Annotated in this window: 18 protein-coding genes; 10 read left to right on the top strand and 8 right to left on the bottom strand. The window is 54.9% G+C overall.

Features of this window, described 5'->3' with window-relative positions:
- Positions 1 to 28: 28 nt before the first annotated feature.
- From accC to F8561_RS09175, 6 genes are all read right to left on the bottom strand, one after another.
- Positions 29 to 1,378 carry an acetyl-CoA carboxylase biotin carboxylase subunit gene (gene accC / locus F8561_RS09200; protein ID WP_020883502.1) on the bottom strand — a complete coding sequence of 450 codons (1,350 nt, stop codon included), beginning with the start codon at positions 1,376 to 1,378 and terminating at the stop codon, positions 29 to 31.
- 10 nt (positions 1,379 to 1,388) lie between these two features.
- Positions 1,389 to 1,850 (bottom strand): acetyl-CoA carboxylase biotin carboxyl carrier protein, encoded by a 462-nt coding sequence (gene accB, locus F8561_RS09195; RefSeq protein ID WP_014171866.1) that lies wholly within the window; start codon positions 1,848 to 1,850, stop codon positions 1,389 to 1,391.
- A 21-nt stretch (positions 1,851 to 1,871) separates the two neighbouring features.
- Positions 1,872 to 2,324 (bottom strand): type II 3-dehydroquinate dehydratase, encoded by a 453-nt coding sequence (gene aroQ, locus F8561_RS09190; protein WP_047956178.1) that lies wholly within the window; start codon positions 2,322 to 2,324, stop codon positions 1,872 to 1,874.
- 234 nt (positions 2,325 to 2,558) lie between these two features.
- Positions 2,559 to 3,158 carry a protein-methionine-sulfoxide reductase heme-binding subunit MsrQ gene (msrQ, locus tag F8561_RS09185; RefSeq protein ID WP_151887354.1) on the bottom strand — a complete coding sequence of 200 codons (600 nt, stop codon included), beginning with the start codon at positions 3,156 to 3,158 and terminating at the stop codon, positions 2,559 to 2,561.
- Complete coding sequence (gene msrP, locus F8561_RS09180) at positions 3,159 to 4,160, bottom strand: protein-methionine-sulfoxide reductase catalytic subunit MsrP (RefSeq protein ID WP_086532055.1); 1,002 nt, start codon at positions 4,158 to 4,160, stop codon at positions 3,159 to 3,161.
- A 77-nt stretch (positions 4,161 to 4,237) separates the two neighbouring features.
- Complete coding sequence (locus F8561_RS09175) at positions 4,238 to 5,212, bottom strand: MDR family oxidoreductase (protein ID WP_020883505.1); 975 nt, start codon at positions 5,210 to 5,212, stop codon at positions 4,238 to 4,240.
- Positions 5,213 to 5,394: 182 nt separating this feature from the next.
- Here F8561_RS09175 and csrD point away from each other — a divergent pair, with 182 nt between their 5' ends.
- The 8 genes from csrD (at position 5,395) to tldD (ending at position 17,661) form a co-directional block, all read left to right on the top strand.
- Positions 5,395 to 7,335, top strand: a complete 1,941-nt coding sequence (csrD, locus tag F8561_RS09170; RefSeq protein ID WP_014171861.1) for an RNase E specificity factor CsrD — start codon at positions 5,395 to 5,397, stop codon at positions 7,333 to 7,335.
- Between the two features lie 281 nt (positions 7,336 to 7,616).
- Positions 7,617 to 8,660, top strand: coding sequence for a rod shape-determining protein MreB (gene mreB, locus F8561_RS09165; RefSeq protein ID WP_000913396.1), 1,044 nt, complete (start codon positions 7,617 to 7,619; stop codon positions 8,658 to 8,660).
- A 61-nt stretch (positions 8,661 to 8,721) separates the two neighbouring features.
- Complete coding sequence (mreC, locus tag F8561_RS09160) at positions 8,722 to 9,738, top strand: rod shape-determining protein MreC (RefSeq protein WP_014171860.1); 1,017 nt, start codon at positions 8,722 to 8,724, stop codon at positions 9,736 to 9,738.
- A complete protein-coding gene (gene mreD / locus F8561_RS09155; protein ID WP_014071997.1) occupies positions 9,738 to 10,226 on the top strand; it encodes a rod shape-determining protein MreD in 489 nt (162 codons plus the stop codon). The genes mreC and mreD overlap by 1 nt, the downstream gene beginning before the upstream one ends.
- Positions 10,227 to 10,235: 9 nt before the next feature.
- Entirely contained in the window at positions 10,236 to 10,829 is a 594-nt protein-coding gene (locus F8561_RS09150) for a Maf family protein (protein ID WP_014171859.1), read from the top strand.
- Positions 10,819 to 12,288, top strand: a complete 1,470-nt coding sequence (gene rng, locus F8561_RS09145) for a ribonuclease G (RefSeq protein WP_014885432.1) — start codon at positions 10,819 to 10,821, stop codon at positions 12,286 to 12,288. Before F8561_RS09150 ends, rng begins: the two co-directional genes overlap by 11 nt.
- Before the next feature lie 42 nt (positions 12,289 to 12,330).
- Positions 12,331 to 16,131, top strand: a complete 3,801-nt coding sequence (gene yhdP, locus F8561_RS09140; protein ID WP_151887353.1) for an AsmA2 domain-containing protein YhdP — start codon at positions 12,331 to 12,333, stop codon at positions 16,129 to 16,131.
- Between the two features lie 84 nt (positions 16,132 to 16,215).
- Entirely contained in the window at positions 16,216 to 17,661 is a 1,446-nt protein-coding gene (gene tldD / locus F8561_RS09135) for a metalloprotease TldD (protein ID WP_014171856.1), read from the top strand.
- A gap of 51 nt (positions 17,662 to 17,712) precedes the next feature.
- On the opposite strand, the gene F8561_RS09130 is transcribed toward tldD, so the two are convergent.
- Both F8561_RS09130 and aaeR read right to left on the bottom strand, forming a co-directional pair.
- On the bottom strand, positions 17,713 to 18,327 hold the full coding sequence (locus F8561_RS09130; RefSeq protein ID WP_134179618.1) for a YagU family protein: 615 nt from the start codon (positions 18,325 to 18,327) through the stop codon (positions 17,713 to 17,715).
- A 218-nt stretch (positions 18,328 to 18,545) separates the two neighbouring features.
- Positions 18,546 to 19,472 (bottom strand): HTH-type transcriptional activator AaeR, encoded by a 927-nt coding sequence (gene aaeR, locus F8561_RS09125; RefSeq protein ID WP_014171854.1) that lies wholly within the window; start codon positions 19,470 to 19,472, stop codon positions 18,546 to 18,548.
- A gap of 179 nt (positions 19,473 to 19,651) precedes the next feature.
- On the opposite strand from aaeR, the gene aaeX reads away from it, so the two are divergent.
- Entirely contained in the window at positions 19,652 to 19,855 is a 204-nt protein-coding gene (gene aaeX, locus F8561_RS09120) for a p-hydroxybenzoic acid efflux pump operon protein AaeX (protein WP_003860416.1), read from the top strand.
- Positions 19,856 to 19,862: 7 nt separating this feature from the next.
- Positions 19,863 to 20,795 carry a p-hydroxybenzoic acid efflux pump subunit AaeA gene (gene aaeA, locus F8561_RS09115; RefSeq protein WP_151887352.1) on the top strand — a complete coding sequence of 311 codons (933 nt, stop codon included), beginning with the start codon at positions 19,863 to 19,865 and terminating at the stop codon, positions 20,793 to 20,795.
- Positions 20,796 to 20,798 lie beyond the last annotated feature (3 nt).

Here is a 20,798-nt window from a genome sequence, read left to right as displayed (position 1 = left end):
ATCCGGCCTTTTTGGCGTGACTGCGCGATTACTTCTCTTGCAGACCGAGTTTTTTCTCCAGATAGTGGATGTTAGTCCCACCATTCTGGAAGTGCTCGTCGCTCATGATACGCATCTGCAGTTCAACGTTGGTTTTGATACCGTCGATGATCAGCTCCTGCAGGGCGTTCTTCATGCGGGCAATTGCCACGTCACGGTTTTCGCCGTAGCAGATAAGCTTACCGATCATGGAGTCATAGTACGGGGGTACGGTGTAACCCGCGTAGATATGAGACTCCCAACGCACACCAAAGCCACCCGGCGCGTGGAAACGCGTGATTTTACCCGGGCTTGGCAGGAAGGTATTCGGGTCTTCGGCGTTGATACGGCATTCCACCGCATGGCCTTTGACCACAACTTCTTCCTGTTTGATGGACAGAGGCTGACCCGCAGCGATACGCAGCTGTTCTTTGATCAGGTCAACGCCGGTAATCATTTCGGTAACCGGGTGTTCTACCTGAATACGGGTGTTCATCTCAATGAAGTAGAACTCGCCGTTTTCGAACAGGAACTCGAAAGTACCCGCACCGCGATAGCCGATATCGACACAGGCTTTAGCACAACGCTCGCCGATGTAGCGACGCAGTTCCGGCGTAATGCCCGGTGCTGGCGCTTCTTCAACCACTTTCTGGTGACGACGCTGCATGGAGCAGTCACGTTCTGCCAGATAGATAGCGTTACCCTGACCGTCAGCCAGCACCTGAATTTCGATGTGGCGTGGGTTTTCAAGGTATTTTTCCATGTACACCATGTCATTGCTGAAAGCTGCTTTCGCTTCCGCTTTGGTCATGGAGATGGACTGAGCCAGTTCAGCATCGCTACGCACAACGCGCATACCGCGACCGCCGCCGCCGCCGGACGCCTTGATGATGACCGGATAGCCAATGCGTTTCGCATGAGCACGGTTAGCATCCATGTCGTCGGTCAGAGGACCGTCAGAGCCCGGTACGGTTGGAACACCGGCTTTTTTCATCGCGGTGATTGCGGACACTTTATCGCCCATCAGGCGGATAGTGTCAGCTTTCGGGCCGATGAAGATAAAGCCAGAGCGCTCAACCTGCTCAGCAAAGTTGGCGTTCTCAGAGAGGAAGCCATAACCCGGATGAATTGCCACCGCGCCGGTGATTTCAGCGGCGCTGATGATAGCCGGGATGTTCAGATAGCTTTTTACGGACGGAGCCGGGCCAATACAGACCGTCTCATCCGCCAGCAATACGTGTTTTAAATCGCGATCCGCGCTTGAGTGCACAGCGACGGTCTTGATGCCCAGTTCTTTACAGGCACGAAGAATACGCAGTGCAATCTCGCCGCGGTTGGCGATAACAATTTTATCCAGCATGTTCGCCTCGTTACTCGATGACGACCAGCGGCTCGTCAAATTCAACCGGCTGACCACTTTCGACCAGAATCGCTTTCACAGTGCCTGATTTGTCTGCTTCGATCTGGTTCATCATTTTCATCGCTTCAACGATGCACAGGGTATCGCCTGCGTTGACTTTCTGACCCACTTCGATGAACGCTTTCGCATCCGGGCTCGGGGTGCGGTAGAAAGTACCAACCATTGGGGAACGTACGATGTGACCACTGATTTCTGCTGCAGCGGCAGGTGCGGCTTCAGCTGCTGGTGCAACGGCTGCGGAAAGCGCAGGCTGCTGCACTGGCGCAGCATAAGCCTGCTGCATTACCGGGAAGCTAGCGGCTGGGGCTGCACGGCTGATGCGTACAGACTCTTCGCCTTCAGAAATTTCCAGTTCGGAGATGCCTGATTCTTCAACCAGCTCGATCAGTTTTTTAATCTTACGAATATCCATGAGTGGGTTCCGTACTCTTGTTTAGTGTGATTGTGACAAGCGTTTTACCGCTGTCTGTAAAGCGTATGAATAGCCGTCAGCGCCCAGTCCGCAAATAACGCCAGCGGCGATATCTGATAGATAGGAATGGTGGCGGAACGGCTCTCGGGCGTGCACGTTGCTCAGGTGGATCTCGATAAACGGGATACTCACTGCGAGCAGTGCGTCGCGAATAGCAACACTGGTGTGCGTAAACGCGGCCGGATTGATCAGGATATAGTCCACAATGTCTTTAGCCTGATGAATACGGTCGATGATTGCGTACTCCGCGTTCGACTGAAAATGATCCAAATCCACATTCAGCGACGTTGCTTCCGTGCTCAGACGGTTAACAATTTCACTCAATGTTAGCGAGCCGTACTTCTCTGGCTCGCGGGTGCCGAGCATGTTCAGGTTCGGTCCGTTTAAAACTAAGATATGGAACTTATCAGCCATTGTGCCGCTATCTCCTGCGATTCTCCGGTAAAAAACAAAATATACCTTCGAAGCACGATTGTCACCTTTTCAGAGGCCTAAAACCGCTGTCGGGTAAACCAAAGTCGCACATTATAACGATTTCGTAGCATTTGGCAGCTAAATACTGGTCTTATCAGGGAAGATTATCAACCGCTATCCGAAAAAGATTCGCGGTTGACAGGGATTCTGCGGGAAAACGCACAGTTTCGCGAATTATCGCAACCACTGACGGAACTTCTTGTAACGCCATGCTAAAAGCGCCACAGCCAGCAGCGCGTAGAGTATGGGCTGCGGGGAGAGGATCTTCACCGACCACAGATAATGGATGGGTGCGAGGATCGCGACAAGATAGACGAAGTTGTGCAGCAGTTGCCAGCGCCTGCCCAATGTACGTTGTGCATATTGCGTTGATGTCAGTGCTAATGCCAGTAACACCAGCCAGCTCACGATACCTAACGTCAGATACGGACGGGTGACCAGTTCGCGGCCCAGCAGTGCCAGGTTGTTAATGCCCAGTTCCAGCAATGTGTAGCTGGTCAAATGGAGCGTCGCCCAGGCAAAACACCATAGTCCCAAAAGCCGGCGGGTGCGTATCAATAATGGCTGTTTAGCGTAGCGCGCTAATGGTGACACCAGCAAGGTCGCCAGTAAAAATTTCAGAGCCATCCGACCGGTAAAGTGCTGGATATCCTTTGCCGGATCAGCGCTAAAAAGCCCCTGGCTGGCGGCCCAGAATAACCAGATAAAAGGAAGCAACCCGGCTAAGTGCAACAGCACTTTCAGCCAGGTTATCTGTTTTGCCGTTAAACGCACTCAGAAGTTCTCCCGTAAATTAAGGCCACGGTAAAGCGACGCCACTTCATCAGCGTAGCCGTTAAACAGCAGTGTTGGCTGACGCTTCACATCCAGCGCGCCGCCGGAACCGATAAATCGCTCGGTGGCCTGCGACCAGCGGGGATGATCGACGTGCGGGTTCACATTGGCAAAAAAGCCATATTCGTCGGGCGCCGCCAGGTTCCAGGTCGTGGGGGGACGTTCGCGGGTGAGCTTAATGCTGACGATAGATTTAATCCCTTTAAAACCGTACTTCCACGGCACCGTTAAGCGAACAGGCGCGCCGTTCTGCGGCGGGAGTGCTTTGCCGTAAACACCGACGGTCAGCAGCGTAAGAGGATGCATCGCTTCGTCGAGCCGTAACCCTTCGACATACGGATACGCAAGCCCACCGCCGATAAACCGATCTTTCTGGCCCGGCATCTCGTCCGGGGCGTAGCGCGTCTGGAAAGAGACATATTTTGCGTTGCTGGTGGGTTCAACCATCGCCAGCAGTTTATGCAGCGGGAAGCCTACCCAGGGCACGACCATCGACCAGGCTTCCACGCAGCGCATGCGGTAGATACGCTCTTCCAGTGGAAAACGGGTGGTGAGATCGTGATGGTCCAGCGTCAGCGGTTTTGCCACTTCACCGTCGATTTTCAGCGTCCACGGATCGGTTTTCATACTCCCCGCGTTGGCCGCAGGATCGGCCTTATCGAGACCAAATTCGTAGAAATTGTTATAGCCGGTCACTTTGTCTTCCGGCGTCAGCGTCAGTGTGTTTTGCCACTGAGCGGGTTTCGTAAAGGTGAGTGGGGCGCCAGAAGGGGCTTTCGGGCGATCGTTACCTTTAAACCAGTCGAGCAAGTCGGCATGAGCCACAGGGGAAAGCGTCAGTGCGGTGGCGCTGATGCCAAGCATTTTCAGGATCTGGCGGCGCTGTAACATAAAGACAGATTCCGACGTTACGTCGGCTTCCGTCAGTTTTCGGGTTTTCATGGCATCCTCCGTCATGCGTTTTTCTAAGCATGACGGAGGAGAGGGATTAGCGCGAATATGTCACGAAAATTTGAAGATTAGGCAATTTTCACCAGCGCGCGGCCGTGGAACTGGTTGTCCATGATCTTGCTGGCATATTCAGGCGCCTGGCTAAGCGTGATTTCGGTTGCGCTCTGAGTAAAGAACGTGTCCGGCAAATCGCGCTGCAGACGTTCCCAGGCCGCAATGCGGCGCGCCGCCGGGGTCATCACGGAATCAACACCCTGCAGGCGAACGTTACGCAGAATAAAGGGCATCACGGTGGTGGGCAGGGCAAAACCGCCCGCCAGACCACAGGCTGCCACGCAGCCGCCGTAGTTCATCTGCGCCAGCACTTTTGCCAGCACTTTGTCACCGACGGTATCTACCGCACCTGCCCAGAGCTGTTTTTCCAGTGGACGGGTTTCGGCAAACTCGTCGCGGCTCAGGATGCGATTAGCGCCGAGCTGACGCAGGTACGCGTGGGTGCTCTCGCGCCCGGAAACTGCCGCAACCTGGTAACCCAGTTTGTGCAGCAATGTTACCGCCGTGCTGCCCACACCACCGCTGGCACCGGTCACGACGATCTCACCCGATTCAGGGCGAATACCGGCATCTTCCAGCGCCATCACGCACAGCATGGCGGTAAAGCCTGCGGTACCGATGATCATCGCTTTACGACCATCCAGGCCTTGTGGCATCGGCACCAGCCAGTCGCCTTTCACGCGCGCCTGTGTCGCCAGCCCGCCCCAGTGATTTTCGCCCACGCCCCAGCCCGTGAGCAGCACCTGCTGGCCGGCATGGAAGCGCGGATCTTCGCTCGCATGAACCCGGCCCGCAAAATCGATACCTGGCACCATAGGGAAATTTCGGATGATTTTACCCTTCCCGGTAATAGCCAGCGCATCTTTATAATTTAAACTGGACCAGTCGATGTCGACGGTCACTTCGCCTGCCGGCAGTCGGCTCTCTTCAACGGCCTGCACCGAGGCAAGCGTTTTGCCGTCCTGCTGTTCTAAAATCAAAGCCTGCATACAGGGTCCTCACGACTCAGATGATTGGAAAATAGCTCCTGAAGACTATACTCCCTCAGGGAAAAGCAATGCCGATTTAACGCAATAAATTGCCAGATACGCCAGGTTTGATAGTATGCCGCATTTGAAATGCAAGTTAGCGCTTACTCGCTACCCCCACAACCCACGGAGTTATCTCAAGGATGCGATTAACGACGAAGTTCTCGGCTTTTATCACCTTACTGACGGGGCTGACCATTTTTGTCACGCTCCTTGGCTGTTCTCTGAGCTTTTATAACGCCATTCAGGACAAGCTGGTTAATCGGGTGCAGTCTGTCGCGTCGGTGATTGATAATCGTCTCCTCACCACCCCGCTGCCGGCGCTGTCCCGCGAGCTGGATGAGTTGATGGTGCCTGTCGATATTGTCCAAATCGACATTCTGCAGGGAAAGCATAATGTTTTAAGCCATGCCCGGCAGGACAGCTATCGGCCTGCGGGCGTGGTAAGCCAGTACCGGGAAGTGACGGTGCACTCCCTTAAAAACCCGGGCATGACCATAAACATGGTCTACCTCGATCCAATGGCCAGCTACTTCCGCTCGATGATGACCACCGCGCCGCTCACCGTCGCCGTCGCGTTTATTGTCCTGCTGATTTTTCTCGCGGTTCGCTGGCTGCGCCGTCAGCTCTCTGGTCAGGAACTGCTGGAGATGCGTTCCGTGCGAATACTGAACGGTGAACGTGGCCCGCAGGTGCGTGGCTCGATCCATGAATGGCCTGCGCGTGCCAGCAGTGCGCTGGATACGCTGCTCTCAGAAATTCAGTTCGCCAGCGACCAGCGCAGCCGTATGGACACGCTGATCCGCTCTTACGCTGCGCAGGATAATAAAACCGGGCTGAACAACCGTCTTTTCTTTGATAATCAACTGGCCACGTTGCTGGACGATCCGGAAAAAGTCGGGACGCACGGTGTTGTCATGATGATTCGCCTGCCCGATTTCGATCTGCTGCGCGACACCTGGGGACAGCGCGTGGCGGAAGAGAATCTCTTTACGCTGATCAACCTGCTCTCCACCTTTATTATGCGTTATCCGGGTGCGCTGCTGGCCCGTTATCACCGCAGCGACTTTGCCGTGCTGCTGCCTCACCGTACGCTGAAAGAGTCAGAAAGCATCGCCAGCCAGCTGCTGAAAGCGGTGGATGCGCTGCCGCAGAGCAAAATGCTCGACAGGGACGATATGGTTCATATGGGCATCTGTGCCTGGCGCGGCGGCCAGTCGACGGAACAGGTGATGGAACATGCTGAAGCGGCAACCCGCAACGCCGTGTTGCAGGGCGCTAACGGCTGGGCTGTGTATGACGATTCGTTACCGGAAAAAGGGCGCGGCAATGTGCGCTGGCGAACGTTGATAGAGCAAATGCTCAGCCGCGGCGGGCCGCGCATTTATCAAAAACCGGCGGTGATGAAAAACGGGAACGTTCATCACCGTGAGCTGATGTGCCGTATTTTTGACGGTACGGAAGAGGTCATCTCCGCGGAATATTTACCGATGGTGCTGCAGTTTGGGCTTTCTGAAGAGTATGACCGCCAGCAGATCACCCGACTCATGCCGTTTTTATCCTTCTGGCCCGAAGAAAACCTGGCGCTACAGGTTACCGTGGAGTCGTTAATTCGCCCGCGTTTTCAGCGCTGGTTGCGTGATACATTAATGCAATGCGAAAAATCGCAACGCAAACACATTATTTTTGAACTTGCTGAGGCGGATGTGGGTCAACACATCAGCCGGTTACGTCCGGTAGTACGGTTGATTAATGCGCTAGGTGCCCGTGTCGCGGTCACGCAGGCGGGTTTAACGCTGGTCAGTACTAACTGGATTAAGGAACTGGATGTGGAGTTATTAAAGCTGCATCCGGGGCTGGTAAGGAACATTGAAAAGCGCACGGAAAACCAGCTGCTGGTACAGAGTCTGGTGGAAGCGTGCAAGGGAACGCGAACACAAGTCTTTGCCACGGGCGTGCGCTCCAGAAGCGAATGGCAGATGTTGACAGAGCGCGGTGTGACGGGCGGTCAGGGGGATTTTTTTGCCTCCTCTCAGCCGCTTGACACCAATGTGAAAAAATATTTGCAAAGATACTCTGTTTGACCTGCCGTTTAATCCGTTTTCACGTAGAATATCGCGCCTGTAGCTTTGAGTATGACGAGCAAAAAGCCAGTGAACGACCTTTAGCGGGTTACAAATGTCAGTGAGGGACGCTACTGTGTACTCAGCCCTGAGGGAATCAGGGAAAGATTTGTAACATCAGGATACGTACTGCACAAATTTTCACCGCTGCAGATGATTTTTGCGCCTTGTCGCTGCTGCGTGTGGTTGGTAAAGTAAGCGGATTTTGTTTTCCGCCCCAGCTTTCAGGATTATCCCTTAGTATGTTGAAAAAATTTCGTGGCATGTTTTCCAATGACCTGTCCATTGACCTGGGTACCGCGAATACCCTTATTTACGTTAAAGGACAAGGCATCGTATTGAATGAGCCTTCCGTTGTGGCCATTCGTCAGGATCGTGCCGGCTCGCCGAAAAGCGTAGCCGCTGTGGGTCATGACGCGAAGCAGATGCTGGGACGTACCCCTGGCAACATCGCCGCAATCCGCCCAATGAAAGACGGCGTTATCGCTGACTTCTTCGTGACTGAAAAAATGCTTCAGCACTTCATCAAGCAGGTTCACAGCAACAGCTTCATGCGCCCAAGCCCGCGTGTTCTGGTGTGTGTGCCGGTTGGCGCCACCCAGGTTGAACGTCGCGCAATCCGTGAATCAGCCCAGGGTGCAGGCGCGCGTGAAGTGTTCCTGATTGAAGAGCCAATGGCGGCGGCAATCGGTGCGGGTCTGCCTGTTTCTGAAGCGACCGGTTCTATGGTGGTGGATATCGGTGGTGGTACCACTGAAGTGGCCGTTATCTCCCTGAACGGCGTGGTGTACTCCTCTTCCGTGCGTATCGGTGGCGATCGTTTCGACGAAGCCATCATTAATTATGTGCGTCGTAACTACGGTTCCCTGATCGGCGAAGCGACCGCTGAGCGTATCAAGCATGAAATCGGTTCTGCTTACCCGGGCGATGAAGTGCGTGAAATCGAAGTTCGCGGCCGTAACCTGGCTGAAGGTGTTCCACGCGGCTTTACCCTGAACTCCAACGAAATTCTGGAAGCGCTGCAGGAACCTCTGACCGGTATCGTGAGCGCAGTAATGGTTGCTCTGGAACAGTGCCCACCAGAACTGGCGTCTGACATCTCCGAGCGCGGTATGGTTCTGACCGGTGGTGGTGCGCTGCTGCGTAACCTCGACCGCCTGTTAATGGAAGAGACAGGTATTCCTGTCGTAGTTGCAGAAGATCCACTGACTTGCGTCGCCCGTGGTGGTGGCAAGGCGCTGGAAATGATCGACATGCACGGCGGCGACTTGTTCAGCGAAGAGTAGTCATTGTGAAAGGGTAGCGTATCGCTACCCTTTCTCTCTGACACGAGAATACGCATAGCCTATGAAGCCAATTTTTAGCCGTGGCCCATCGCTACAGTTTCGCCTCATTCTGGCGGTCCTGGTTGCGCTTGGGGTCATTATTGCCGATAGCCGCCTCGGTACGTTCAGTCAGATCAGAACGTACATGGATACCGCCGTCAGTCCTTTCTACTTTATTTCAAATGGTCCCCGTGAGTTGCTCGACTCCGTTTCTCAAACGTTGTCTTCACGTGACCAACTCGAACTCGAAAACCGGGCATTACGTCAGGAACTGCTGTTGAAAAACAGCGAGCTGCTGATGCTGGGACAATATAAGCAGGAAAACGCGCGTCTGCGCGAGCTGCTCGGCTCGCCGCTGCGTCAGGATGAGCAGAAGATGGTGACGCAGGTGATCTCCACCGTCAACGATCCTTACAGCGATCAGGTGGTGATCGACAAAGGAAGCGTGAACGGTGTGTATGAAGGTCAGCCTGTTATCAGTGATAAAGGCGTTGTAGGCCAGGTTGTTGCTGTGGCCAAACTGACCAGCCGCGTTCTGCTGATCTGCGATGCCACGCATGCGTTGCCGATTCAGGTACTGCGTAATGACATCCGCGTCATCGCGGCCGGTAACGGGTGTACCGACGATCTCCAGCTGGAACATCTGCCGGCTAACACGGACATTCGTGTGGGCGACGTTCTGGTGACGTCGGGTCTGGGTGGACGTTTCCCTGAAGGGTATCCGGTTGCGGTTGTCTCTTCGGTGAAGCTTGATACGCAGCGTGCCTATACCGTGATTCAGGCGCGTCCAACCGCAGGTTTACAGCGTCTTCGCTACCTGCTGCTGCTGTGGGGCGCCGACCGCAATGGTGCTAACCCCATGACGCCTGAAGATGTTCATCGCGTCGCGAATGAACGACTGATGCAAATGATGCCGCAGGTTCTGCCGGCACCGGATGCCATGGGACCCCCTGCGCCAGTACCGGCCCCTGCTACGGGGCTAACGCAACCGCTGCCGGATGCACCGCCACCGCCTAAACTCTCCTCGGGAGGGCAGTAGTGGCAAGTTACCGTAGCCAGGGACGCTGGGTTATCTGGCTCTCATTTCTCATTGCGCTGTTACTGCAAATCATGCCCTGGCCGGACGACATTCTCGTTTTCCGGCCAAACTGGGTATTGCTCATTTTGCTCTACTGGATCCTTGCCCTGCCGCACCGCGTAAATGTCGGCACAGGTTTTGTGATGGGTGCCATACTGGATCTCATTAGTGGCTCTACGCTTGGCGTGCGCGCCTTGTCCATGAGTATTATTGCGTACCTCGTCGCACTTAAATTCCAGCTCTTTCGTAACCTCGCGCTCTGGCAACAGGCGCTGGTGGTGATGTTGTTGTCGCTTGCTGCGGATATCGTTGTTTTCTGGGCAGAGTTTTTAGTGATCAACGTCTCTTTCCGACCGGAAGTGTTCTGGAGTAGTGTAGTAAACGGTGTGCTCTGGCCGTGGCTGTTCCTGCTGATGCGTAAGGTTCGCCAGCAGTTTGCTGTGCAATAAAAGGTTTCTATGACGTCTCTATATCTTGCTTCTGGTTCTCCGCGTCGTCAGGAGTTGCTCACTCAGCTGGGCGTCTCCTTTGAACGCATTGTTACGGGCATCGAAGAGAAACGCGCTGAAGGCGAAAGTGCCCAGCAGTACGTTTCTCGACTGGCGCGTGAGAAAGCGCAGGCAGGCGTGGCGCAAACGCCGCGTGACTTGCCGGTGCTGGGGGCAGATACCATCGTTATTCTTAACGGTGAAGTGCTTGAGAAACCGCACGACGCTGAACATGCGGCGCGCATGCTGCGCAAAATGTCCGGACAAACACATCAGGTAATGACCGCCGTCGCGCTGGCGGACAGCCAGCACGTGCTGGATTGCCTGGTGGTGACGGACGTGACATTCAGAGTGCTTACCGACGACGAGATCGCCGCTTATATCACCAGCGGTGAACCGATGGATAAGGCAGGTGCATACGGTATTCAGGGGCTGGGTGGCTGTTTTGTCAGGAAGATTAATGGCAGCTATCACGCCGTAGTCGGCTTACCGCTGGTGGAAACGTATGAGTTGCTGAGCAATTTTAACTCACTGCGTGAGGGAAGGGATAATTATGACGGCTGAATTGTTGGTAAACGTAACGCCATCGGAAACCCGTGTGGCCTATATTGATGGTGGCATTCTTCAGGAAATTCATATTGAGCGTGAAGCGCGGCGCGGAATAGTAGGCAATATCTACAAAGGTCGTGTCAGTCGTGTACTACCGGGTATGCAGGCGGCTTTTGTAGATATTGGACTGGATAAGGCGGCATTTTTACATGCCTCCGACATTATGCCGCATACCGAATGCGTCGCGGGCGAAGAGCAAAAGCAGTTTGCCGTGCGCGATATCTCCGAACTGGTGCGTCAGGGCCAGGATCTGATGGTGCAGGTCGTCAAAGATCCGCTGGGCACGAAAGGCGCCCGTCTGACGACCGACATTACCTTGCCTTCCCGTTATCTGGTCTTTATGCCTGGCGCGTCACACGTGGGCGTTTCGCAGCGCATTGAGAGCGAAAGCGAGCGCGAGCGTCTTAAAAAAGTGGTCAGCGCTTACTGCGATGAACAGGGCGGGTTTATCATCCGTACCGCCGCAGAAGGGATCAGTGAAGACGATCTGGCATCTGATGCGGCCTACCTCAAGCGCGTCTGGACCAAAGTCATGGAGCGTAAAAAACGCAACCAGACCCGCTACCAGCTTTACGGCGAACTGGCGCTTGCTCAGCGTGTCCTGCGTGATTTTGCTGATGCACAGCTCGACAGAATTCGCGTGGATTCCCGCCTGACCTATGAAGCACTGCTGGAATTTACCGCCGAATACATTCCCGAAATGCCTGGCCTGCTGGAGCATTACACGGGGCGTCAGCCTATCTTCGATCTCTATGACGTCGAAAATGAGATCCAGCGAGCGCTGGAACGCAAGGTTGAACTGAAGTCCGGCGGCTATCTGATCATCGATCAGACCGAAGCGATGACGACGGTGGATATCAACACCGGCGCGTTTGTCGGCCATCGCAACCTGGATGACACAATCTTTAATACCAACATCGAAGCCACGCAGGCCATCGCCCGCCAGCTTCGCCTGCGCAATCTGGGTGGCATTATCATCATCGACTTTATCGATATGAGTAATGAAGACCATCGCCGTCGTGTGCTGCACTCGCTGGAGCAGGCGCTGAGTAAAGATCGCGTGAAAACCAGCATCAACGGCTTCTCACAGCTGGGGCTGGTGGAAATGACGCGTAAGCGTACCCGCGAAAGCGTGGAGCACGTGCTGTGCAATGAATGCCCAACCTGCCACGGACGTGGCACAGTAAAGACGGTTGAGACCGTCTGCTACGAGATCATGCGTGAAATCGTTCGCGTTCATCATGCCTACGACTCCGATCGTTTTCTGGTCTATGCTTCCCCTGCGGTGGCTGAAGCGCTGAAAGGCGAAGAGTCGCACGCGCTGGCGGAAGTGGAAATCTTTGTCGGTAAACAGGTAAAAGTTCAAATCGAACCGCTCTATAACCAGGAGCAGTTTGACGTCGTGATGATGTAAGACGCGGTACGCCGCGTGACCAAAGCTGACAAGGAGAGATGAGTGAGGCGATTGCCGGGGATTTTATTGCTTACAGGGGCAACGCTGGTCGTGATTGTCGCGTTGCTCGTGAGCGGGCTGCGCCTCGTTTTACCGCATCTGGACAGCTGGCGTCCGCAGCTGCTGGCAAAAATCGAATCCACCACCGGTGTCCCGGTGGACGTGAGCCAGATAAGCGCCAGCTGGCAGAATTTTGGCCCGACGCTTGATGTCCGGGATATCAATGCCAGCCTGAAAGATGGCGGCTATCTGAAAATCAAACGCGTCACCCTGGCGCTGGATGTCTGGCAAAGCCTGCTCCATTTTCGCTGGCAGTTCCGCGATCTCACCTTTTATCAGCTTCAGTTTCTGACCAATACCCCGCTGTCCGGCGGCGATAGCAATCAGAGCCTTGAAACCAACCGCTTCAGCGATCTCTTCCTGCGTCAGTTTGATCATTTCGATCTGCGCGACAGTGAAGTGAGCTTTATTACCCTCTCCGGGCAGCGCGCTGAACTGGCGATCCCACAGCTGACCTGGCTCAACGGCAAAGAACGCCATCGCGCGGAAGGACAGGTGAATCTCTCCAGCCTGAACGGCCAGCACGGCGTGATGCAGGTTCGTATGGATCTGCGCGACGACGACGGTTTGTTAAATAACGGCAAGGTATGGCTGCAGGCAGACGACGTGGATGTTAAGCCGTGGCTCGGCGACTGGTTACAGCAAAATATGCAGCTGGAAACCGCCCGTTTTAGCCTTGAAGGCTGGATGACCCTGACGAAAGGGGAATTTGCCAGCGGCGATATCTGGCTTAAGCAGGGGGGCGCAAGCTGGAAGGGCGAAAAACAGCAGCATCAACTTTCGGTCGATAACCTCACCGCGCACGTGACGAAAGAGAGAGAGGGCTGGCAGTTTGCCATTCCGGACACACGCATCACCATGGATAACAAACCCTGGCCGCGCGGTGCTCTGACGCTGGCCTGGATGCCGGAACAGGATGTCGGTGGGGCGACCAGCAAACGCAGTGACGAGCTGCGTATTCGCGCCAGCAACCTCGATCTGGCCGCAATAGAAGGTCTTCGCTCGATGGCCGCCAAGCTCTCTCCGGACCTGGGTGAGATCTGGCTGGCAACGCAGCCAAGCGGAAAGATAGATTCGCTGGCGCTGGATATCCCGCTTCAGGCCACGGAAAAGACCCGTTTTCAGGCCGCATGGAAAGGTCTGGCCTGGAAGCAGTGGAAGATGTTACCGGGGGCGGAAAACTTCAGCGGTAAGCTGGAAGGGAGCGTTGAGAACGGCAGGCTAACGGTCGATATGCATGACGCCAGAATGCCTTACGAAACGGTCTTCCGTGCGCCGCTGGAAATTGAACAAGGCAATGCGGTGCTCAACTGGCTGCGTAACGATAAAGGTTTCCAGCTGGATGGGAGCCATATCGATGTGAAAGCCAAAGCGGTGCATGCGCGTGGCGATTTCCGCTATCTGCAGCCTGAAGGTGAAGAGCCGTGGCTGGGTATTCTGGCCGGGATCAGCACTAACGACGGTTCTCAGGCCTGGCGCTACTTCCCCGAGAACCTGATGGGCAAAGCGCTGGTGGACTATCTGAGCGGCGCGATCCAGGGCGGTCAGGCGGATAATGCCACCCTGGTCTACGGCGGTAATCCGCATCTTTTCCCGTACAAGCACAATGAAGGTCAATTCCAGGTGCTGGTGCCGCTGCATAACGCCACCTTCGCCTTCCAGCCGGGCTGGCCTGCGCTGAAAAATCTCGACATTGAACTTAATTTTATCAATGACGGATTATGGATGAAGGCAGACAACGTGGCGCTGGGCGGCGTAACGGCCAGTAACCTGACGGCAAACATTCCGGATTACTCAAAAGAGAAGCTTTTGATTGATGCCGACATTAACGGCCCCGGGAAAGCGGTCGGCCCCTATTTTGAAGACACGCCGCTGAAAGAGTCACTGGCAGCCACCCTTCAGCAGCTGCAGTTGGATGGCGATGTGAGTGCTCGCTTACATCTTGATATCCCGCTCGACGGTGAAATGACCACCGCCAAAGGCGACGTCCGTCTCAATAACAACAGCCTGTATATTAAGCCGCTTGAAAGCACCCTGAAGAACCTCAGCGGGCAGTTTAGCTTTGAGAACGGTAACCTGAAGAGCGAGCCGCTCACGGCCAGCTGGTTTAATCAGCCTGTGAATATTGATTTCTCGACCACCGAGGGCGAGAAAGCTTATCAGGTAGCCGTCAACCTGGACGGCAACTGGCAGCCATCGCGCATGGATGTTCTGCCGAAGCCGATCGAGGAGTCCGTTAACGGTGCAGTCTCCTGGAATGGCAAGGTGGCAATTGAACTGCCTTATCACGCCGGTGCGCGCTATAAAGTTGATATCACCGGCGATCTGAAAAACATTCAGAGCCAGTTGCCTGCACCGCTGGATAAATCGTCCGGTCAACCGCTGCCAATAAAGGTTAACGTCGATGGCAATCTTAACAGCTTCGCGCTGACCGGCAGTGCGGGTGAGAAAAACCATTTCAACAGCCGCTGGCTGCTTAACCGTAAGCTCACGCTCGACAGAGCCATCTGGACGACGGACAGCCGCACCACGCCGCCGCTGCCCGATCACACCGGCATTGAGCTTAATCTGCCGCCAATGGACGGGGCCGAGTGGCTGGCCCTGTTCCAGAAGGGCGTGGGCCAAAACGTTGATGAGGCTGCCCAGTTCCCGCAGAGCATTACTGTTCGTACGCCGTCGCTGATGCTGGGTGGACAGCAGTGGAATAACCTGAGCATTGTTTCGCAGCCAATGGCGAACGGGTCAAAAGTCGAAGCCCAGGGCCGCGAGATCAATGGCACGCTGACCATGCGCGACAATGCGCCGTGGCAGGCGGCGATTCGCTATCTCTACTACAACCCAGCCACCGCGAGCGGAAAAGATCATCCGTCAAATACGGCGCCGTTGAATAACCCAACCCGTATCGACTTCAGCGGCTGGCCCGATCTCCAGCTACGCTGTGCTGAGTGCTGGCTTTGGGGGCAAAAATATGGCCGTATTGACGGCGATTTCGCCATTAAGGGGAATACGCTGAGCCTTGCGGGCGGGCTTATCGACACCGGTTTTGGCCGTCTGAGGGCCGCCGGGGAGTGGGTTAATAACCCGGGCGAGCAGCGAACTTCTTTGAAGGGCGACATCAAGGGCAATAAACTGGATTCCGTGGCTAACTTCTTTGGCATCAGCACGCCGCTGCGGGGTTCATCATTTGACGTGAATTACGATCTCCACTGGCGTGCGGCACCGTGGACGCCGGATGAAGCCTCGCTGAACGGCATTCTGAAAACCCGCTTTGGCAAGGGTGAAATTGCCGATGTGAGTACCGGGCATGCGGGCCAGATACTGCGTCTGTTGAGCTTTGATGCCCTGCTGCGTAAGCTGCGTTTCGACTTTAGCGATACCTTCAGCGAAGGTTTCTATTACGACTCAATCCGCAGTACGGCATGGATCAAAGACGGGGTGCTGCATACCGACGATACGCTGGTGGACGGCCTGGAAGCGGATATTGCGATGAAAGGCTCGGTCAACCTCGTGCGCCGTGAACTGGATATGGAAGCGGTGGTGGCACCTGAAATTTCTGCCACCGTCGGCGTGGCGGCGGCTTTTGTGGTGAACCCGATTGTCGGTGCGGCGGTGTTTGCCGCCAGTAAAGTGCTGGGGCCGCTGTGGAGCAAAGTTTCTATTCTGCGCTATCGCATCACCGGGCCGGTGGATAAACCGCAGATTAATGAAGTGCTGCGCCAGCCGCGCAAAGATGCACAGCAATGATTTGACGTGGGCAGGTAATTGCCTCACTCTCAATAAATACGATTTATATACCGCCACGGGCGGCAACGAACGAGTAGCAATACGATGAGTCTGAACCTGGTAAGTGAACATTTGCTCGCAGCGAACGGCCTGAGCCATCAGGACCTGTTCTCCATTCTTGGTCAACTGACCGAACGCCGTCTCGACTACGGCGATCTCTATTTCCAGTCGAGCTATCACGAATCCTGGGTTTTAGAAGACAGCATCATTAAAGATGGCTCTTATAACATTGACCAGGGTGTCGGTGTACGTGCCGTCAGCGGCGAGAAAACCGGTTTTGCTTATGCCGACCAGATTAGCCTGGCCGCACTGGAGCAGAGCGCGCTGGCCGCGCGGACTATCGTGCGCGAAACCGGTGACGGTCGCGTGAAGACGCTGGGTGAAGTGCAGCACTCTGCGCTCTATACCAGTATCGATCCCCTGCAGAGCATGAGCCGTGAAGAGAAACTGGATATCCTGCGCCGCGTGGATAAAGTCGCGCGCGCTGCGGATAAACGCGTGCAGGAAGTCTCTGCCAGCCTGAGCGGTGTCTACGAACTGATCCTGGTCGCGGCGACAGACGGCACGCTGGCAGCGGATGTGCGTCCGCTGGTACGTCTTTCTGTCAGCGTGCAGGTTGAAGACGACGGTAAGCGTGAGCGCGGTTCAAGCGGTGGCGGCGGTCGTTTTGGTTATGACTGGTTCCTGGGCGATGTTGACGGTGAAGCACGCGCTGACGCGTGGGCAAAAGAGGCCGTGCGCATGGCGCTGGTGAACCTGTCTGCCGTGGCGGCACCCGCCGGTACATTGCCGGTGGTACTCGGCGCAGGCTGGCCTGGCGTGCTGCTGCACGAAGCGGTGGGCCACGGTCTGGAAGGCGATTTTAACCGTCGCGGCACCTCCGTATTCAGCGGCCAGATGGGACAACGCGTCTCATCTGAACTCTGTACCGTGGTTGATGACGGCACGATGCAGGATCGCCGTGGCTCGATTTCAATCGACGATGAAGGTACGCCCGGGCAGTACAACGTGCTGATCGAAAATGGCGTACTGAAAGGCTACATGCAGGACAAACTCAACGCGCGTCTGATGGGCGTTGCGCCAACGGGCAACGGCCGTCGTGAATCCTACGCGCATCTGCCGATGCCGCGTATGACGAACACCTACATGTTGCCGGGTAAATCCACACCGCAGGAGATCATTGAGTCCGTTGATTACGGCATCTTCGCGCCAAACTTTGGTGGCGGTCAGGTGGATATCACCTCCGGTAAGTTCGTTTTCTCTACCTCAGAAGCGTATCTGATTGAGAAAGGCAAAGTGACCAAAGCGGTGAAAGGGGCGACCCTGATTGGCTCCGGTATTGAAGCCATGCAGCAGATCTCCATGGTCGGTAACGATCTGAAACTGGATAACGGCGTTGGTGTTTGCGGTAAAGAGGGCCAGAGCCTGCCGGTTGGCGTCGGTCAGCCAACGCTGAAAGTGGATAACCTGACGGTGGGCGGCACCGCCTGACCTGAACCAATCTGAAAAAATGGCGCGACTGTAAAAGTCGCGCCATTTTTTTTAACGTGCGTTACCCAGCGGGATTTCCGGGTCGGGCTCGTGCGTGATGCGGTTACGTAGGTCACGACGAATGATTTCAATCGACCAGAACCAGATCAAATGCCCCACGATCTCTGAGACGTGTTCGTACCAGGGCAGTTCGAACAGCGGGGGTGTCAGCCCCATCAGCGGGAAGGAGATCATGTGAACAAAAAGCTGTGCTAACGCACCCGCCAGTAAACCTTGCCAGAGTTTAATTTTCGGGAAGACTTCAGCAACTACACAATACCCTACAGCAAAGATGATAGAGAAAATAATATGTGTTACGCCGACCGCGTTAAATATATGTCCGGCAAAGGTATAAACCGCGGCGTTAGGGTCAGCAATGCCCAGCCAGTCGCGTAAAAATACATAAGGAGGATTTAAAAAATTGCGGGAACAATCAATCTGACCTGCGGCTCTTATTAATTGCTCCGGTCCGCATGCGCTGGTGAATAAATCGGTAGGGCTTCGCGGCGGAAGCGGCACCTCTGCTCCCCATTTTACGAAGGCGGAGACAATCCCTGCAATCAAACCAATGAACGCGGCGAGTCCATAGCGCCTGCGTGAAGGCGGTGTTTGTTCAAATATATTCATTTCTTTTCCTTGCTTAATGTCATCCTGAGAAATACATTTTATTATTCATATCGGTAACAAATTAATAACAGCCTGACTGTCAGGCTGTTTATAAGGTAAGGCGCAGATGGCGGCAGTGTCAATTCGCTATTCCTGGCAGGGGTGAAGGAATATTCCTGAATGACGGTCTGTATCATCCTGGAATATTCATTGCAAATATACTTTTGGGAAATTAAAGGTTATTCCTTTCGTCTTTCGCGCATTCCCTGAAACAACTCCGCCACGTCCACAAAATACTCGGTCAGATAGTTTATGCACACCTGAACCTTGAGCGGCAGTTTGTCTTTCTCGGTGTACAACGCGTACACCGGACGCGGATCGGACTGATAGCGCGGGAAGAGGATCTCCAGTACACCGCTGTTGATCTCGTTGATCACCCACATTAACGGCACATACGCGATCCCGGCGCCGGCCACCAGCCAGCGCGAGATGGTCATCGGATCGTTGGTGACGAACCGTCCTTCCGGCAGCAGTCTGGTGGAAATCCCTTCCGGGGCAATCAGCTCAAATTCATTGTCGGGGCGAACGCTGTACTCCAGCCAGGAGTGGTTGGTGAGATCGGCGGGTTTCTCCGGTACCCCGTACTGAGCCAGATAGCTTTTTGAGGCGCAGACCACCATTGGCATACTGCCCAGCCGCCGGGAGAAGAGGCTAGAGTCCTGCAATGCCCCCACGCGGATCACCACGTCCAGCCCGTCGGCAATCAGGTCCGGGGCGGGAATGCCCGTGACCAGATTGACGGTTAATCCCGGGTACTCTTTCAGCATGTCAGCGGTCATGGCGGCGAGAACATTTTGTGCCATAGTTGAAGAACAACCGATGCGCAGCGTACCGATAGGCGTGTTGTTGAAGGCGTAAAGTTGTTCGTGCACATCCTGCACTTCAAGCAGCATGCGGCGACAACCCTGATAGTAAATCTTACCCGCTTCCGTCAGCCCAATGCTGCGGGTGCTGCGGTTGAGTAGCTTGACCTGCAGCTCATCTTCCAGTTTGGACACGGTCTGGCTGATGGAAGAGACGCTCATCTGAAGCTGACGTGCAGCGGCGGTAAAAGAGCCAAGTTCAACCACTTTGGCAAAGACCGACATCCGTTTTAGACGTTCCATTGTTAACTCTGACTTAAAAGTGATTTAGATCACATATTATAGATAACAGCATAACAGTTACGTTAATATATTATTAATTACATAACGGCTGCGCCATTCTCGCCCGGCGTTTCTTGCTCTCCTGCGGTGGCGTGCGCTAAAAAAGTCTGAAGCCTGCACTCTCTCTAATCAAGGTCAACATGAGTCTGTTTCCCGTTATCGTGGTGTTCGGTTTGTCGTTCCCACCGATATTTTTCGAGCTTCTTTTATCACTGGCGATTTTCTGGCTGGTGCGCAAGGTGCTGGTCCCCACCGGGATCTACGATTTTGTCTGGCATCCTGCATTGTTCAATACCGCGCTGTATTGCTGCCTGTTTTACCTGATATCGCGCATGTTTGTCTGAGGTTGATGTGAAAACGCTAACAAGAAAAATCTCCCGCACTGCCATCACCATGGCGCTCGTTATCCTCGCGTTCATCGCTATTTTCCGCGCCTGGGTCTACTACACCGAATCACCGTGGACGCGTGATGCACGCTTTAGCGCCGATGTCGTGGCAATCGCCCCCGACGTGGCGGGTCTCATCACTGCGGTCAATGTCCACGATAACCAGCTGGTGAAAAAAGATCAGGTACTGTTCACCATCGACCAGCTGCGTTATCAGAAAGCGTTAGAAGAAGCCGAAGCGGATGTGGCCTATTATCAGGCGCTGGCTTCCGAGAAACGTCGTGAGGCAGGTCGCCGTAACCAACTGGGTGTTCAGGCGATGTCCCGCGAAGAGATTGACCAGTCCAATAACGTCCTGCAAACCGTGCTGCATCAGCTGGCCAAAGCGCAAGCGACGCGCGATCTTGCCCGGCTCGATCTTGAGCGCACCGTGATCCGCGCACCAGCCGATGGTTGGATCACCAACCTGAATGTTTATGCCGGGGAGTTTATCACCCGCGGCTCAACCGCCGTGGCGCTGGTTAAACAGAACTCCTTCTACGTGCTCGCCTATATGGAAGAGACCAAACTGGAAGGCGTGCGTCCGGGGTTCCGGGCTGAAATTACGCCGCTTGGCAGCAACCGTGTGCTGAAAGGTACCGTCGACAGCGTAGCCGCGGGGGTCACTAACTCCAGCAGCTCTAACGATACTAAAGGGATGGCGACGGTGGATTCCAACCTGGAATGGGTACGTCTGGCCCAGCGTGTGCCGGTGCGTATCCATCTGGATGAACAGCAGGGCAATCTGTGGCCTGCCGGGACCACAGCGACGGTGGTGATCACCGGTGAAAAAGACCGTGATGCCAGCCAGGACTCCATCTTCCGTAAAATTGCCCATCGCCTGCGCGAGTTTGGTTAATCG

Origin of the sequence: Enterobacter sp. 198 (assembly GCF_009025585.1) — a bacterium.
GTDB classification, from domain to species: Bacteria; Pseudomonadota; Gammaproteobacteria; order Enterobacterales; family Enterobacteriaceae; genus Enterobacter; species Enterobacter ludwigii.
This window is presented reverse-complemented; position numbering and strand designations above follow the sequence as displayed.

Bases quoted from the DNA above. Each gene is read 5' to 3' on its own strand.
- accC (WP_020883502.1), bottom strand. From the start codon at position 1,378: ATGCTGGATAAAATTGTTATCGCCAACCGCGGCGAGATTGCACTGCGT.
- accB (WP_014171866.1), bottom strand. From the start codon at position 1,850: ATGGATATTCGTAAGATTAAAAAACTGATCGAGCTGGTTGAAGAATCA.
- aroQ (WP_047956178.1), bottom strand. From the start codon at position 2,324: ATGGCTGATAAGTTCCATATCTTAGTTTTAAACGGACCGAACCTGAAC.
- msrP (WP_086532055.1), bottom strand. From the start codon at position 4,160: ATGAAAACCCGAAAACTGACGGAAGCCGACGTAACGTCGGAATCTGTC.
- F8561_RS09175 (WP_020883505.1), bottom strand. From the start codon at position 5,212: ATGCAGGCTTTGATTTTAGAACAGCAGGACGGCAAAACGCTTGCCTCG.
- csrD (WP_014171861.1), top strand. From the start codon at position 5,395: ATGCGATTAACGACGAAGTTCTCGGCTTTTATCACCTTACTGACGGGG.
- mreB (WP_000913396.1), top strand. From the start codon at position 7,617: ATGTTGAAAAAATTTCGTGGCATGTTTTCCAATGACCTGTCCATTGAC.
- mreC (WP_014171860.1), top strand. From the start codon at position 8,722: ATGAAGCCAATTTTTAGCCGTGGCCCATCGCTACAGTTTCGCCTCATT.
- F8561_RS09150 (WP_014171859.1), top strand. From the start codon at position 10,236: ATGACGTCTCTATATCTTGCTTCTGGTTCTCCGCGTCGTCAGGAGTTG.
- rng (WP_014885432.1), top strand. From the start codon at position 10,819: ATGACGGCTGAATTGTTGGTAAACGTAACGCCATCGGAAACCCGTGTG.
- tldD (WP_014171856.1), top strand. From the start codon at position 16,216: ATGAGTCTGAACCTGGTAAGTGAACATTTGCTCGCAGCGAACGGCCTG.
- F8561_RS09130 (WP_134179618.1), bottom strand. From the start codon at position 18,327: ATGAATATATTTGAACAAACACCGCCTTCACGCAGGCGCTATGGACTC.
- aaeR (WP_014171854.1), bottom strand. From the start codon at position 19,472: ATGGAACGTCTAAAACGGATGTCGGTCTTTGCCAAAGTGGTTGAACTT.
- aaeX (WP_003860416.1), top strand. From the start codon at position 19,652: ATGAGTCTGTTTCCCGTTATCGTGGTGTTCGGTTTGTCGTTCCCACCG.